This is a genomic window from Dermatophilus congolensis (assembly GCF_900187045.1).
GTDB classification, from domain to species: Bacteria; Actinomycetota; Actinomycetes; order Actinomycetales; family Dermatophilaceae; genus Dermatophilus; species Dermatophilus congolensis.
In genome coordinates this window covers 1,017,018-1,031,890 of record NZ_LT906453.1, presented here as the reverse complement: position 1 = coordinate 1,031,890, position 14,873 = coordinate 1,017,018, and the positions used below count along the sequence as shown (strand labels likewise).

Genomic DNA, 14,873 nt, shown 5'->3' with positions numbered 1-14,873 from the left:
ACTCGACCCCTGCGAGTGCAAACGGTGAACGCCGATAAAAAGAACGCGCCGCCAGCCTTAACTAGCATCTCCACCACCGCTCACCGCTCACCCCAACGCCAAGCGCACACCCAGCCCAATCATGAGCACACCGATAGCAACGTCGATCATCTGCCACAAGCGCCGATTATGGGCATAGCGCCCCAGCAACTGAGCCCCGTAACCCAACACCGCAAACCAAAAAACGCTCGCCACAATCGCACCTATACCGAACAACCACTTGCCCTCGGCCCCATGGGCGTTAGCAATAGAGCCCAACATGAGAATGTCCAAGTACGCGTGCGGGTTGAGCCAGCAGATAGCCATCGTGGTCCACACCATTGCCATCGCTCCCCGAGCGCCCTCATTAGCAGCAACCAGGCCACTAGAAGCACGCGCTGCCAACAGAGAACGCACACCGAACGCCACTAAATATGCGGCACCCAGCCAGGTAACCACTGTCACCAACCCCGGGGTGCTGCTCACCAAAGCACCAACCCCAGCCACTCCCGCAGCAATAAGCAGCGAGTCAGACACCATGCAAATAACCGTCACAAGCGTGACGTGACGACGCGTCAGTCCAGTACGCAGCAAGAAAGCGTTCTGGGCTCCAATAGGCAGGATGAGAGCAAGGCCAGTGAAGAAACCGGTAAGAGCAAGCGGCATGAACCCAAGGTATGCAGCCGGTGAGATAAAGAAAAACAAGTTTCTCTTCAGAAACTTTAGAGTTACTTCATGAGGCTCGACCTGGACCGACTCAACACACTCATCGCCATCCTCGAAGAAGGCGCATTTGACGCCGCCGCACACACACTCGGCATCACCCCCTCAGCTGTCAGCCAGCGCATCCGAGCCCTGGAATCCGACGTCGGCCACATCCTCATCATCCGATCCACCCCATGCACCGCCACCCCAGCCGGACACGTACTCGTCCGCCTCGCCCGCCAAATGCGCCTGCTCGAAGCCGAAGCACTTGCCACACTCCACGAAGACACCGGCAGACCCACCGAACTACCACTAGCCGTCAACGCCGACTCCCTCGCCACCTGGCTCATCCCAGCCATGCACGACATCGCTCACCTGGACATACTTCTGCACCTAACCATCGCCAACGAAGAAGTGACCTCCGAACTCCTACGCACCGGCGATGCCCTCGGCGCAGTCACCAGCGACCCCACGCCCGTCCAAGGCTGCTCCACCACCCCCCTAGGAGCCATGCGCTACATCCCCGTAGCCACTCCATCCATCGTTGAACGCCACACCACACGCAACGGCTTCGACTGGAACTCAGCACCATCCATCCGCTACGACGCCGACGACCGCCTCCAAATACGCGTCATCGAAAGCCAAGGAATCACCCCCAGCACCACCCGCCACCACGCTCATGTCATCCCTTCAGCCGAAGGATTCGCTGCCGCCATACGAGCCGGACTCGGCTGGGGAGTCCTGCCCGCAGCCCTGCTTGACGATGACATCGAACGCGGCCACCTCATCCAGCTACCCGCCCACAACCAAGACGTCCCGCTCTACTGGCAACGGCGCCGCATCACCTCCGGCATCCTCGACAGCATCGGCGCCATCCTCGAACACACAGCCGCACAACATCTGATTCCACTAACCACAACCACCCCTCCCCCAGGCAGCCAAGGACACCTACCGCCTCTATCTCCCTCCGGCTCATAACCGCCTCAGCACATTCAGCTCACCAAACGCCGCACCGCACGAGAACGCGCTCGCCCCTGCCTCATCCGCTGCAACCGCTTGACCAAAACAGGATCAAACTCCATCGCCGCCGGCAAATCCACGACAGCATTCAGCCACTGGTAATACCGCGTCGGCGTCACACCAAAAACCGCGCGCATCTCCTGCTCTTTTCCCCCCAAACCCACCGCCCCTGACCAACGCCGCTCAAAAACCAACAACTCCCGCTGCGCCGACGACAACCCCTCCCCCACCGGCACAACAGAGTCACCATCACCGTCAAAACACCCCTCATCACGCGTTCCATCGCAACGTTCATCCATGCCCAGCACGATGCCCAAAGATCCCCTCCTTCGCGAAACCGTGGGCCTACCCGACCCCCGGCACGAGCGCTCACTCTGACAGCCCCCACCGACAAAGTCCCCCCACCAACCACCCCCCAAACCAAAGCCACAAACACCCCCCACACACACGTCGGTAGGGTGAAACCGTGTCCGCACCAAAACCTCTCACCGAGCTCGTCCACCCCACCTGGGCCAATGCCCTCGCGCCCGTCGCAGACGAAGTCACCCGAATGGGCACCTTTTTGCGCGAAGAACTCGCCGCCGGACACACCTACTTACCCGCCGGAAAACACATCCTCCGCGCCTTCGAACGACCACTACACGACATCCGCGTCCTCATCGTGGGACAAGACCCCTACCCCACCCCCGGACACGCAATCGGCCTATCCTTCTCCGTCGCCCCCGACGTACACCCCATCCCCAGAAGCCTCACCAACATCTACAAAGAACTCAGCGAAGACCTCAACATCCCCACCCCACGTAACGGCGACCTCACCCCCTGGGCAGACCGAGGCGTCATGCTCCTCAACCGCGTCCTGACCGTGCGTCCCGGCGCCCCCGCCAGCCACCGCGGCAAAGGCTGGGAAATCATCACCGAAACCGCGATACGTGCCCTCGCCGCCTCTCACGCACACGGACAACCACTGGTCGCCGTGCTGTGGGGACGCGACGCACGCAACCTCGCACCCCTCCTAGGCAACATCCCCCGCGTCGAAAGCGCCCACCCCTCCCCCCTATCGGCACGACACGGGTTCTTCGGTTCACGTCCCTTCTCCCGCACCAACGAGCTCCTCGCCCAGCAAGGCGCGCACCCCATCGACTGGTCCCTCACCTAAACAACCACCCCAACCTATTCGCCAGCTGCCACCGCCGCTGTCAAATCCTCAAGAAACGCATCCACATGCCCCACAGACGTGTCCCAACTCGTCATCAACCGCACCACCCCAGCCTCCCTGTCCCAATCACTGAACCCCCACCGACGACGTAGCCGCACATTCACCAACCGCGGCAAAACCGCAAACACAGCATTCGCCTCCACCGGATGCACAAGACGAACCCCAGGAATGCCTCCAAGCCCCTGCGCCAAACGCGACGCAGCATCATTGGCAGCAACGGCATTACGCACCCATAGATCCCCGCCATACAAAGCCAACAACTGAGCCGACATAAACCGCATCTTCGCCCCAAGCTGCCCCGTGAACTTACGCGTGAACTTCACGCTCTGCGAAATCACCGGATCAAGCACCACCAGCGCCTCGACCCCCACAAGACCACTGTTCGTACCACCAAGTGAAACAGCATCAACCCCCAGCTCCACCGTCAAATCAGCCAACCCAACACCCAACGCGACCGCCGCATTCGCCATCCGAGAACCATCCACATGCACCCGCATCCCAGCCCCATGCGCGTACTCCACCAACGCCCGCAACTCATCCACCGAATACACAGTCCCCAGCTCGGTCGCCTGCGAAATAGTCACCAACGTAGGCACCGCCGTATGCTCACCCCGCGCCACCGGGACAACCCGATCAATCGCATCCGGCGTCAACTTGCCATCCACACAATCGACCGGAATGAGCTTGATACCCGACATCCGCTCCGCAGCCCCACAGTCATCCGTATTCACATGCGCCGTCCGCGCACACACAACCGACTCCCACCGGCGCGTCATCTGTTCCAAAGCCACCACATTCGCACCAGTGCCGTTAAATACCGGAACCGTCAACGCACTCGGACCAAAATGACGCTTCATCACATCCTGCAAGGCGCGCGTATACGGATCATCCCCATACGCGCGCACATGACCGCCATTAACCAGGGCAATCGCCTCCAACACCTCAGGATGAATCCCGGCGTAGGTGTCACTGCCAAACAAATGACTGTCCGAATCATGCAGCTTCCTCATCGAATACGGGCCACTGCCGGACTCGCTCGGCACAAAAGGAAAATGCGATGTCATACCCCCACTGTGACACCCCAACCCCTGACCCGAGCACAGCACCAACCTCCAGAGGCTTACCGCACCCCACACAAACCACCCCCACCCCAGCACTACAGTGACGACCCAAGAGACCACTAAGGAGCCAAACATGTTTCGAATCCACGTCATCGGCGTCGGAGTAGGCGACCCCGCATACGTAACCATGCAAGCGGTGACAGCGATCCGAGACACCGATGTGTTCTTCGAAATCGACAAAGGAGAAACAAAAGCCGACCTCAACGCCGCACGACAAGCAATCCTCGACGCCTACACAGACCCCAACTCATACCGCATCCACTCCATCCCCGAAGCCCCCCGCCACCGCGGCGAAATGCCTCCCGAGGTATACGCAGCCGAAGTGAAACGGTGGCGCGACGCCCGCATGGACCGCATCGCCGAAGCCTTCAAAGAAACACTCACCGAAGAGCGCATCGGCGCATTCCTCGTATGGGGAGACCCAAGCCTGTACGACGGCACCCTGCGCATCCTCGACGACCTCATCGCACGCGGCCTCGACATCGAATACGACGTCATCCCAGGTATCAGCAGCCTGCACGCACTCACCGCCCGACACGGCACCCTGCTCAACCGTGTCGCAGGCTCAGTCACCATCACCACAGGCCGACGACTAGCCCAAGAATGGCCCCCCAACTGCGACGACGTCTTCGTCATGCTCGACGCAGGATTCGCTGGCGAAAAATACACCGGCCAAAACATCTACGTGTACTGGGGCGCCTACCTCGGCAGCGAAGACGAACTCCTCATCCACGGCCCCCTAGACGACGTCGCAGAAAAAATCGTGACAACCCGCACACGAGCCCGCCAAGAAAAAGGGTGGATTATGGACTCCTACCTCCTGCGCCGCGGAACCCTGCTCTAAAAACGCGTGAAAAATCTCGCCAAACGGCGTGATCATGCTCACCCCCACGCCGCCACAAACGTGAGACTTCTCGCACTATCACGCGTAATGCCTGACTAAGGTCCCTTGACCTGCCAGAACATCCTGTCCGCCCCCCCTCCCGCGGTCTAGGGTGTGCCATAAGGAACGGTCAGCCCGTCGCGGTGCACACCCACCAAAGCTCCGTGACGTCGAGCCGACCGCACCCGTGCACCCAGGGTGCGGCATCCTCTCGTGCTTGCCCACCGCACACCGACGTGGCAACCGCCATGAAAGGGGAAAGCGTCGTGACGCAGACCGGATCGACACCTGAAGAGACACCGATCGAGGTGCCTCCCCTAGCCGGCGACTTTCCAACCGTGACATTCGACGAGTGGAAAGTCCTCGTAGCCAAAGTCCTCAACCGCGGACGCCCCGAAGACAAACAACTCAGCCCAGACACTTCACTAGATCGACTCCGCCGAACCACAACAGACGGTCTCCACCTAGAACCGCTGTACTCCATACCAGAAGGACAAGAAACCGTCCCCGCCACCGGGGTACCCGGCTTCATGCCCTTCACCCGGGGACGGCAACCACAACGAGACACCACCAGCTGGGACATGCGTGCCTTCCACGATGACCCCGACGCCGACACCTCACGCAGAGAAGTACTCGCCGACCTCGAACGAGGCGCCACCTCAATATGGCTCGGCGTAGGTCAAGACGGCATCGCCCCCGAAGACATCGCCACTGTGCTCACAGACGTTGACTTCGCACTCGCCGGAATCCACCTGCAGTCCAACGACGACCCTGACACAGCAGCGAAAGCGCTCGTCCAAGCCTGGTCAGCAGAAACCGCCAACGACCAAGTATCAGGCGGACTGGGCATCGACCCATTCGGTCTGGTGGCCCGCCGCGGCGGCAACATCGACACCTCACCACTAGTGACATGGACCCGCACAACGCTGGACTCCTACCCGAACGTCATCCCAGTAACAATCGATGTTCGCCCCTACCACGACGCTGGCGCAGGCACAGCCGAAGAACTGGCTTTCGCAGTAGCAACCGGTGTGGAGTACCTACGAATTCTCGACGAAGCAGGCATACCTCCAGCAGACGTATTCGACCGCATCGAATTCCGCCTAGTCGCAACAGACGTGCAGTTCACATCACTTGCCAAACTGCGCGCACTACGCCGCATGTGGGCACGCATCGGCGAAGTCCTCGACGTACCTGAAAACAAGCGCGGTGCCCGCACCCATGCGGTCACCTCCGAGCGGATGATGGCCCGCCACGACCCGTACGTGAACATGCTCCGCGGCACAATCGCCGCGTTCTCGGCCGCCGCCGGTAACGCCGACGCTGTAACAGTCCTTCCCTTCGACCATGTTCTCGGACTACCAACGTCGTTCTCGCGCCGCATCAGCCGCAACACCCAAGTCATCCTCAACGAGGAATCTCACCTGGGGCGGGTAGCTGACCCAGGCGGCGGCTCCTTCTACGTGGAATCACTCACAGAACAGATCGCCACAAAAGCGTGGACACTGTTCACCCAAATTGAGTCCTCCGGAGGAATGCGTACTGCACTCGAAGGCGGACGCATCCACGAAATAGTGGCAGACAACCTCGCCACCCGAGATGCCCGTTTGGCAGACCGCAGCCAACCTTTGACCGGTGTCAGCGAGTTCCCCAACTTGGAAGAACCCATCGTGGAACGCACCCCGCGAGCACCATTAACTCGAATCGAAGGCGACGTCGCACCATTCATGCCACGCCGTGACGCGGTTGTTTTCGAACGGCTTCGGGCTCGCGCATTCGCCACCCCCAACCGGCCCACCGCGCTCCTGCTAGGACTTGGCACCCGACGCGACTTCGGCGGCAGGGAAGGGTTTACCCTGCCATTCCTCGCCGCTGGCGGTATCAAAGGTGACCTTGTAGAAGTTCTCTCCGCAGAAGAAATACCTGTCAAAGTCGCCGACCATCACAGCAAAGTCGCCGTCATCTGCTCTTCCCCCAAAGTGAACGGAACATGGGGCGCCGAAGCAGCCAAAGCACTGCGCGAGGCAGGAGTCGAACACATCTACCTAGCTGGCAAGGCCAAAGAGCTCGGTGAGGGCGCCGCAGCCATCGATGGTTCCTTTGCCATGGGAAGCAACGTCGTCGAGATCACCTCAGCCATCCTCGACCAACTCGGTGTCCCCGCCCTATCGGACAGCGACATTTCACCGGCAACTCCCTCCAGCAATGCGACGCAAGGAGCAGGTGCATGACCGCCATTCCACGCTTCGACTCGGTCCCCCTCGGCGATGCCGTACCAGCAGACGACGCCAAAAAGAAGTGGGACGAGGCATACGCTGCCTCCCCACGCGAGCGTTGGGAGACCCCCGAACACATTGTTGTCCCACCCGTGTATACGGAAGCTGACCTAGAGGGGGTCGATTTCCTTCACACCTACCCCGGGGCGGCACCATTCCTACGTGGCCCCTACGCCACGATGTACGCCTACCGTCCCTGGACTATTCGGCAATATGCCGGGTTCTCCACCGCAGCGGAGTCCAACGCGTTCTACCGCCGCAACTTGGCTGCTGGCCAAAAAGGGCTATCAATCGCCTTCGACCTAGCCACACACCGTGGCTATGACTCCGACCACCCCAGGGTCTCTGGCGATGTCGGTATGGCTGGTGTGGCCGTCGACTCCATCCTTGACATGCGTCAGCTGTTCGATGGCATTCCGCTGGACCAGATGAGTGTCTCGATGACGATGAACGGCGCTGTGCTGCCAGTCTTGGCGTTGTATGTCGTCGCTGCCGAAGAGCAGGGAGTCAAGCCAGAGCAATTGGCTGGCACGATCCAGAACGACATTCTTAAAGAATTCATGGTGCGGAACACTTACATCTATCCGCCAACGCCTTCAATGCGAATCATCTCCGACATTTTCGCATTCACCAGCCAAAACATGCCCCGCTTTAACTCGATTTCGATCTCCGGCTACCACATGCAAGAGGCCGGAGCCACAGCGGATATCGAGATGGCATACACCCTCGCTGACGGGATGGAGTACATCCGTGCCGGGCAAAACGCGGGATTGGATGTGGATGCGTTCGCGCCTCGTCTGTCGTTCTTCTGGGCGATCGGCATGAACTTCTTTATGGAAGTGGCGAAGATGCGTGCGGCCCGGCTGTTGTGGGCTAAAGCGATCAAAGATTTCGGTGCGAAAAACCCCAAATCGATGAGTCTGCGTACACACAGCCAAACCTCTGGTTGGTCGTTAACAGCGCAAGACGTCTACAACAATGTTGTTCGTACTTGTATCGAAGCCATGGCTGCCACGCAGGGGCACACACAGTCCTTGCACACCAACGCCCTCGACGAAGCTATCGCTCTGCCGACCGACTTCTCGGCTCGTATTGCCCGGAATACTCAGTTGCTCATTCAGCAGGAGTCCGAGACGACGGCTGTAGTGGACCCGTGGGCAGGGTCGGCATACGTGGATGCTCTCACGCGTGACTTGGCTGGCCGGGCCTGGGCGCACATTCAAGAGGTAGAGGCTGCAGGTGGTATGACCAAAGCCATCGAAGCCGGCATCCCGAAGATGCGTATCGAGGAGGCTGCGGCACGGACACAGGCTCGTATTGACTCTGGTGTACAGCCGGTTATCGGTGTGAATAAGTACCGTGTCACCGGGCGCGAGGAGATTGAGGTCCTCAAGGTCGATAACGCGCATGTGCGGCGCGAGCAGATCGAGAAGCTGCGTCGTCTTCGTGAGGAGCGGGATCACCACGAGGTTGAGCGCAAGTTGGAGGCGCTGACGAATGCTGCTGCCTCCGATGCTCAAGACGCGAACCTTTTGGCTCTGTCAATTGATGCGGCAAGAGCCAAAGCAACGGTTGGTGAAATTTCTGAAGCATTGGAGAAGGTCTACGGCCGGTACACGGCTCAGATCCGTACGATCAGTGGCGTGTACCGCGAAGAAGCTGCCCAGACCGATTCTGCGAGCCGTGCGCACGAACTCGTCGAAGAGTTTGAACAGATCGAGGGTCGTCGTCCCCGTATTCTCGTAGCGAAGATGGGGCAGGACGGCCATGACCGTGGCCAGAAAGTGATTTCTACGGCGTTTGCTGACCTTGGCTTCGACGTGGATGTGGGCCCGTTGTTCCAGACCCCTGATGAGGTTGCCCGTCAGGCGGTTGAGGCGGATGTGCATGTTGTGGGAGTGAGCTCATTGGCAGCTGGTCACCTCACTCTCGTGCCGGCGTTGCGTGAGGAGCTGGACAAGCTGGATCGGCCGGACATGATGATCGTTGTTGGTGGAGTGATCCCGGAACAGGATTTCGCAGAACTGCGTGAGCGCGGTGCTGAGGCGATTTTCCCACCGGGCACTGTTATCCCAGATGCTGCGGTCGAGTTGCTCGAGAAGTTAAAGGAACAGGCCAGCGAGGAGGGCTGAAGATAGTGCGACGAACACCCTCTGTCGAGGAGCTCGTCGAGGGGATTTGTGCGGGCCAGCGTACGACGTTGGCCCGCGCGATCACCTTGGTGGAGTCGAGTAAGCCTGCGCATCAGGCTCAGGCGCGTGAATTGTTGCGGGCGGTGCGTCCGTACACAGGTTCAGCGATCCGTCTCGGCATTTCGGGTGTTCCTGGGGTGGGCAAGTCGACGTTTATTAATACGTTCGGGTTGTTTTTGATTGAGCAGGGCTATCGGGTGGGTGTGGTTGCGGTTGATCCCTCGAGTCAGCGTACGGGTGGGTCGATTTTGGGTGACCGGACGCGGATGGCTGATCTTGCGGTGCGTGAGGAGGCGTTTATTAGGCCTTCGCCTTCGGGCGGTCATTTGGGTGGAGTGGCCCGGGCTACGCGTGAGTCGATGTTGTTGTTGGAGGCTGCTGGGTATGACGTGATCATTGTTGAGACGGTGGGTGTTGGTCAGTCTGAGGTTGCGGTGGCTGACATGGTGGATACGTTTTTGATGTTGTGTTTGGCGCGCACGGGTGATCAGTTGCAAGGGATTAAGCGCGGCATTTTGGAGTTGGCTGACGTCATCACGATGAATAAGTCCGATGGTGATGAGATGAAGGCCAAGCAGGCTGCTCGGGAGCTGTCTGGTGCGTTGCGGTTAATGCGTACTGATCGGTCGATTCCACCGCCGTTGGTGATGACGAGTTCGGGTTTGACTGGTGTGGGGTTGGAGGATGTGTGGGCTGCGGTGTTGAAGCACCGGGAGCGTTTGGAGAAGTTGGGCCGCTTGGAGGAGCGGCGGGTGCAGCAGCAGCGCGATTGGATGTGGACGATGGCGCAGGAGGAGGTGCGTCAGTTATTGCGTCGTGGTGAGGGTGTGGCGCAGGTGCGTGATGAAGTTGAGGAGGCGGTTTCGGCAGGGTCGTTGAGTGCGGTTGAGGGGGCGGCGCGGTTGTTGCAGGCGTTTGCGCAGGATCCGCAGTTGTCTCGGTGGAGTGCTGAGGGTTTGGGGATGGATGGTTCTGCTGCTGGGTGATGTTGACTGAGTTGGTGTGTTCAGTTTCTGCGGGGTGGTTGTCGCAGGTGCAGTTCCCACAGGTCGAGTTCGACGAGGTAGTCGGGGCCGAGTTCTTCTGCGATGGCTAGGACGAGGTCTTCTGCTGTTTCGGCGTAGTGGGTGGCTAGGTGGGGTGCTTGCCATCCTGTTTGGGGGTTCATATGTTGGTGGAATTGTGCTGTCCAGGCTTCGATGCGGGCGTTGATTTCGGAGCTGAAGCTGCCTACGCCGTATTCGGTGACGAAGTCGGCATCGTCGGCGACCCAGATGGGCCAGTTGAGTCCGTAGTCGTTCATGAGTAGGACGCGTACGGGTTGGCGGGTTTCGGGGGGTTGGACGACGGTGATACCTGCGCGGCCGAGGTGGCTGAGTTGTACGGTGACGGTGACTGCGCCGCTGACGTCTTTGACGCGGCGTCCGAGCCATTGTCCGAGTGCTTCGTAGTCGGTGATGCGGGCGCGGGGTAGCCAGCCGCTGTCTGGGTGCCATTGGGTGTTCCATAGTTCGGCCCAGTCGCGGAGGCGGTCGCTGATGTCGTCGGGGACGCCGAGGTCTTCGGGTTCGGCGGGTTCGCCGTCGAGCCATACCGGTGAGGTGTGTCCGGTGACGGTGGTGAGCCAGATGCCGGTCATTTCTTCGGCGCTGACGGGGGTGGTGTCTATTTCTTCTGGTTCTTCGGGTTCGTTGTGGCGGTGTGGTTCGGGTTCGTTGGGGTCGGTTTCTGGGGTGCGGGGGGTGAGGTATATCTCGATGGCGGGGATGGTGGATGGTGGGGTGGGGGTTTCTTCTGTGGGGGTGGGGTGGGATGGCTGGATGATGGGGGTGGTTTCGCGTAAGAGGTTGAGGGCGCGGAGGAATTCGACTTCGCTGCCTGCTCCGGTGTTGGTGTCTTTTTCGGTGGCGAAGCCTTCGGCCATGACGTCGTAGACGTCGTGGGGGTGGGCGCGGCGGTGTTCGCGCTGTCGTGACCGGTGGAGTGGCGTCTTGTCAGAGTCCATGAGCCCTGCCCTCTTTCGAGTTGACCTGGGTTCATCTTCCCGTATTCAGGTCCGTGGGGGCAGGTACCGACATCCGGTGCGGTGCGTTGGTTGTTTAGTGGGAGGAGAGCTGGGCGATTTTTGCGGCGAGTTCTTCGGAGGTGAGCAGGCCTTTAGCGTGCAGGTCGGCCAGGACTGCCATGAGGACTACTTCGTCGGTGTTGGCGTTTTGGGCGATGATTTCGTCGGCGGTTTGGGGTGTGGGGGTGGTGTTTTCGGTGGGTTTAGCTGTGTCGGGGTGTGCTTTTTGGGCTTCGGTGCGTGGTTCGGGGTGGAAGACACTTTTGCCGCCGGGGCCGGCTGGGCGGCTGACGCCGAGGATGGCGTTAGGGCAGCGGATGAGGATGCCGTCGACGATGCGGTCGGCGTCGCGGCGGCTCATTTTGCGTACGGCGATGCGTCCGGCGTCGGTGAGGATTCCTAGGCCGTCGTGGATGCGGGGGGCGTAGTCGACGGCTTTGATGTCTGGGAGGTTGACTGCGCGCATGCGGAAGGCGGAGATGTCGTCGCGTAGCGCCATGACGCGTTGGTTGGTGAGGACGAGTACGGCGTTGCCGGAGGCGAATTGGCAGCCGACCATGTCGACTACTGTTTCGCCGTCTTCGAGGCTTTCGTGCAGGTCTCGGATGGCCGTACGGGTGCCGAAGGTGACTTCCATACGTGCCAACGCTTCGGCGATGTCACCGCGCAGCTCGTTCATGCTTTCTCATACGGACGAATGCTTGGCGATCTGAGTGTCTTTGGTGAATCAGGTGGAGTTGGTTGCTGATGGTTGGGGCTGGGGGTGGTTAGGAGCCGATGGGCCAGGTGAGTCGGGTGGTGATGCCGCCTTCGACGGCTGGTTGGGGGTGGGGGTCGTGGTCTTCCCAGGAGTCTTTGGGGCGGTAGCCGAGTTCCAGGAGGGTGTTGGTGATGTCCCAGCGGCGGTTGTTGTTATTGGAGATGGCGTAGTAGAGGCCGAAGGTGGTGGTGGTTTCGATGGCGCAGCGGAAGATTTGTTCGGTGTCGTCTGGGGAGAGCCACATGGCGTGGAGGAGGTCTTCGTCGGTGGTGGTGGGGTCTGGTACGGACCAGCCGATGCGTAGTGCGATGAAGTCCAGGCCGTATTCGTCGTGGTAGAAGCGTCCGAGGGTTTCGCCGAAGATTTTTGAGACGCCGTAGAGGGAGTCGGCGCGTGGGAGGGTGTGTGGGCCGGTGGGCCATTGGGAGTGGCGGTCGTACATGCCCAGGGCGTGGTTGGAGGAGGCGTAGACGATGCGGCGTACTGCGCTGTTTCGTGCGGCTTCGAGGATGTTGCGGGTACCGATGATGTTTGCGTTGAGGACTTCGTCCCAGGTGGATTCTGGGGATGATGCGCCGGCGAGGTGGATGACTGTGTCGATGCCGGTCATGAGGTTGAGGGTTTGGTTGTAGTCGGTGAGGTCGGCTTTGGCGAGGGTGTGTTGTTGTTCGTCGTTTTTGGGGGTGCGGCCGTGTTGGGTGATTTTGTAGTCGGTGCGCAGGCGTTGGGTGAGGAGTAGGCCGATTCCGCCGGTGGCGCCGGTGATGAGTAGGTGTCGGGGGCTGGTGGGGTTCATGGGTGTCAGTGTTTCGTGGATGGGTCGGGGTGGCCAGGGCATTTGGGGTGGTGTCGGGTCGCACAATGGGTGTGTGTCTGATGTGATGGGTTCTTTTTCTGGGGGTGTGGGTTCTGGTGTGCCTGCGGATTGGGTGGCTTTGGTTGTGGGGCCTTCGGCTGCGCAGGCGTGGGGGGCTCCGTCGGTGCCGCGGGTGGCGGTGGTGGGTGCGGGTGTGTGTGAGGTGGTGGATGTGGATCGTGTTGGGGCGGTGGTGGCTGGTGTGGAGCGGGGGCGTCCGCGGTGGGTGTGGTGGGAGGCTGCTGGGGTGGCTGAGGTGTTGGCTCGTTCGGGGGTGTGTCCGGGGCGGGTGTGGGATGTTGCGCAGGCGCATCGGTTGATTCATGGAGGGTGGGAGGCTGGGCCTGGGGTGGCGTGGGCGGTGGCGCATGGGTTGTCGTTGGAGGGGGTTGAGGCGCCTGCGGGGGATGATTTGTTGGGTTTGGTGGGTGGGGGTGCTGATGCGGTGGATGTGGTTTCTGGTGCGGGGTATTTGCTTCCGGCTGCGGCTGGGGGGACGTGGGCGGTTGATGATGCTCGGTTGGTGAAGTTGGCCGGCGCGGTATTGGAGTGTGCGCGGTCGCAGGCACAGTTGGCTGGAGGGTTGGGGCCTCGGTTGGTGAGCACTGTGTATTCGGAGTCTGCTGCGGCGGTGGTGTGTGTCGAGTTGGAGCGGGTTGGGTTGCCGGTGGATCGGGGTGCGTTGTTGTCGGTGATTGAGCCGTTGTCGGGTGATACGGCGGCTTTGGATGCGTCGGTGTTGGATCTTGTGCCTGATGCGGGGCGTGTGGATTTGCGTAATCCGTTGCAGGTGCGGGGTTTGTTGGCGGGGGTGGGGATTGATGTTCCGGATACGCGTAAGTGGACGTTGGAGGCGTTTCGGCAGGTGCATCCGGTGGTTCCTGCGTTGTTGAGGTGGCGGGCTGATGAGCGGATTCGTACGACGTATGGGATGCGTTGGTTGGCTGAGCATGTAGGTGAGGATGATCGGCTTCGGGGGCGGTGGCATCCGTGTGATGGGGGTGCGGGCAGGATGACTGCTGAGGCTGGGTTGCACAGTATTCCGGCGGTTTTGCGTCCGGGGGTGGCTGCGCGTGAGGGGTGGGTGTTGGTGCGGGCTGATTTGGGTCAGGTGGAGCCGCGGGTTTTGGCTGCGGTTTCTGGGGATAGGGCGATGGCGGCGGCGACTGCTGCTGATGATTTGTATGCGGGGGTGGCTCGGCAGTTGGGGGTGGATCGTTCGCATGCGAAGGTGGCGATGTTGGCGGCGATGTATGGGCAGCGTACGGGTACTGCGGCGCAAGCGTTGCGTGGGTTGGAGCGGGCGTTTCCGAGGGCTATGAGTGTGTTGGATTGGGCGCAGCGGGTGGGGGTGGCTGGTGGTGAGTTTCGTACGTTTGGTGGGCGTTTGATTCCGACGGGGCGGTTGTCGCCGGGGGGCGATCAGGCGCGGGTGTCAGGTCGGGGTCGGTTTGCTCGGAATGCGATTATTCAGGGGGCTGCGGCTGAGTTGTTTAAAGCGTGGGTGGCGACGGTGCGTGCTGTGTTGCCGTCGTTGGGTGGGGAGATTGTGATGTGTTTGCACGATGAGTTGTTGGTGCATGTGCCGCAGGAATGTGCTGGTGATGCGGTGGCTTTGGTGAATCAGGCGTTGGTGGATGCTGCGCGGCGGTGGACTGGTGGTGCGCCGGTGCGTTTTGTTGCTGATACCCAGGTGGTTCGGCGGTGGAGTGAGGCTAAGGGGTGAGGGTATGGGTGAGGGCGGGTGTGGTTTCACCCGCC

The 14,873-nt window shown here is 60.8% G+C and carries 13 protein-coding genes; 7 read left to right on the top strand and 6 right to left on the bottom strand.

Translation table 11 applies throughout. The annotated features are described in order from the left end of the window. Window positions 1–87 precede the first annotated feature (87 nt). Entirely contained in the window at window positions 88–684 is a 597-nt protein-coding gene (locus tag CKV89_RS04430; RefSeq protein ID WP_028327123.1) for a LysE/ArgO family amino acid transporter, read from the bottom strand. Window positions 685–753: 69 nt separating this feature from the next. Here CKV89_RS04430 and CKV89_RS04425 point away from each other — a divergent pair, with 69 nt between their 5' ends. Then, window positions 754–1,701 (top strand): LysR family transcriptional regulator ArgP, encoded by a 948-nt coding sequence (locus CKV89_RS04425; RefSeq protein ID WP_051277491.1) that lies wholly within the window; start codon window positions 754–756, stop codon window positions 1,699–1,701. Window positions 1,702–1,715: 14 nt separating this feature from the next. On the opposite strand, the gene CKV89_RS04420 is transcribed toward CKV89_RS04425, so the two are convergent. Further along, the gene (locus CKV89_RS04420; protein ID WP_034401103.1) at window positions 1,716–2,042 is read right to left on the bottom strand and encodes a DUF3263 domain-containing protein; all 327 of its coding nucleotides are present in this window, start codon (window positions 2,040–2,042) and stop codon (window positions 1,716–1,718) included. 167 nt (window positions 2,043–2,209) lie between these two features. Here CKV89_RS04420 and CKV89_RS04415 point away from each other — a divergent pair, with 167 nt between their 5' ends. After that, entirely contained in the window at window positions 2,210–2,899 is a 690-nt protein-coding gene (locus CKV89_RS04415; RefSeq protein WP_028327124.1) for a uracil-DNA glycosylase, read from the top strand. A 14-nt stretch (window positions 2,900–2,913) separates the two neighbouring features. Here CKV89_RS04415 and CKV89_RS04410 read toward each other — a convergent pair whose 3' ends face one another. Further along, entirely contained in the window at window positions 2,914–4,023 is a 1,110-nt protein-coding gene (locus CKV89_RS04410; RefSeq protein ID WP_231935449.1) for a threonine aldolase family protein, read from the bottom strand. Window positions 4,024–4,153: 130 nt separating this feature from the next. On the opposite strand from CKV89_RS04410, the gene cobF reads away from it, so the two are divergent. From cobF to meaB, 4 genes are all read left to right on the top strand, one after another. Next, entirely contained in the window at window positions 4,154–4,924 is a 771-nt protein-coding gene (cobF, locus tag CKV89_RS04405) for a precorrin-6A synthase (deacetylating) (RefSeq protein ID WP_028327127.1), read from the top strand. A 377-nt stretch (window positions 4,925–5,301) separates the two neighbouring features. Further along, entirely contained in the window at window positions 5,302–7,194 is a 1,893-nt protein-coding gene (locus CKV89_RS04400) for a methylmalonyl-CoA mutase family protein (protein ID WP_051277492.1), read from the top strand. Beyond that, the gene (gene scpA / locus CKV89_RS04395; RefSeq protein WP_028327128.1) at window positions 7,191–9,371 is read left to right on the top strand and encodes a methylmalonyl-CoA mutase; all 2,181 of its coding nucleotides are present in this window, start codon (window positions 7,191–7,193) and stop codon (window positions 9,369–9,371) included. Before CKV89_RS04400 ends, scpA begins: the two co-directional genes overlap by 4 nt. 5 nt (window positions 9,372–9,376) lie before the next feature. Next, window positions 9,377–10,417, top strand: coding sequence for a methylmalonyl Co-A mutase-associated GTPase MeaB (gene meaB, locus CKV89_RS04390; protein ID WP_051277493.1), 1,041 nt, complete (start codon window positions 9,377–9,379; stop codon window positions 10,415–10,417). Window positions 10,418–10,437: 20 nt separating this feature from the next. Here the strand turns inward: meaB and CKV89_RS04385 are convergent, their stop codons facing one another. The 3 genes from CKV89_RS04385 to CKV89_RS04375 form a co-directional block, all read right to left on the bottom strand. Next, window positions 10,438–11,436 carry a hypothetical protein gene (locus tag CKV89_RS04385; protein ID WP_028327129.1) on the bottom strand — a complete coding sequence of 333 codons (999 nt, stop codon included), beginning with the start codon at window positions 11,434–11,436 and terminating at the stop codon, window positions 10,438–10,440. 94 nt (window positions 11,437–11,530) lie between these two features. Continuing rightward, the gene (locus CKV89_RS04380; protein WP_028327130.1) at window positions 11,531–12,175 is read right to left on the bottom strand and encodes a PH domain-containing protein; all 645 of its coding nucleotides are present in this window, start codon (window positions 12,173–12,175) and stop codon (window positions 11,531–11,533) included. 88 nt (window positions 12,176–12,263) lie between these two features. Next, the gene (locus CKV89_RS04375) at window positions 12,264–13,052 is read right to left on the bottom strand and encodes an NAD-dependent epimerase/dehydratase family protein (RefSeq protein ID WP_034401108.1); all 789 of its coding nucleotides are present in this window, start codon (window positions 13,050–13,052) and stop codon (window positions 12,264–12,266) included. A gap of 73 nt (window positions 13,053–13,125) precedes the next feature. Here CKV89_RS04375 and CKV89_RS04370 point away from each other — a divergent pair, with 73 nt between their 5' ends. Beyond that, on the top strand, window positions 13,126–14,838 hold the full coding sequence (locus CKV89_RS04370) for a DNA polymerase (protein ID WP_231935448.1): 1,713 nt from the start codon (window positions 13,126–13,128) through the stop codon (window positions 14,836–14,838). Window positions 14,839–14,873: the final 35 nt, after the last annotated feature.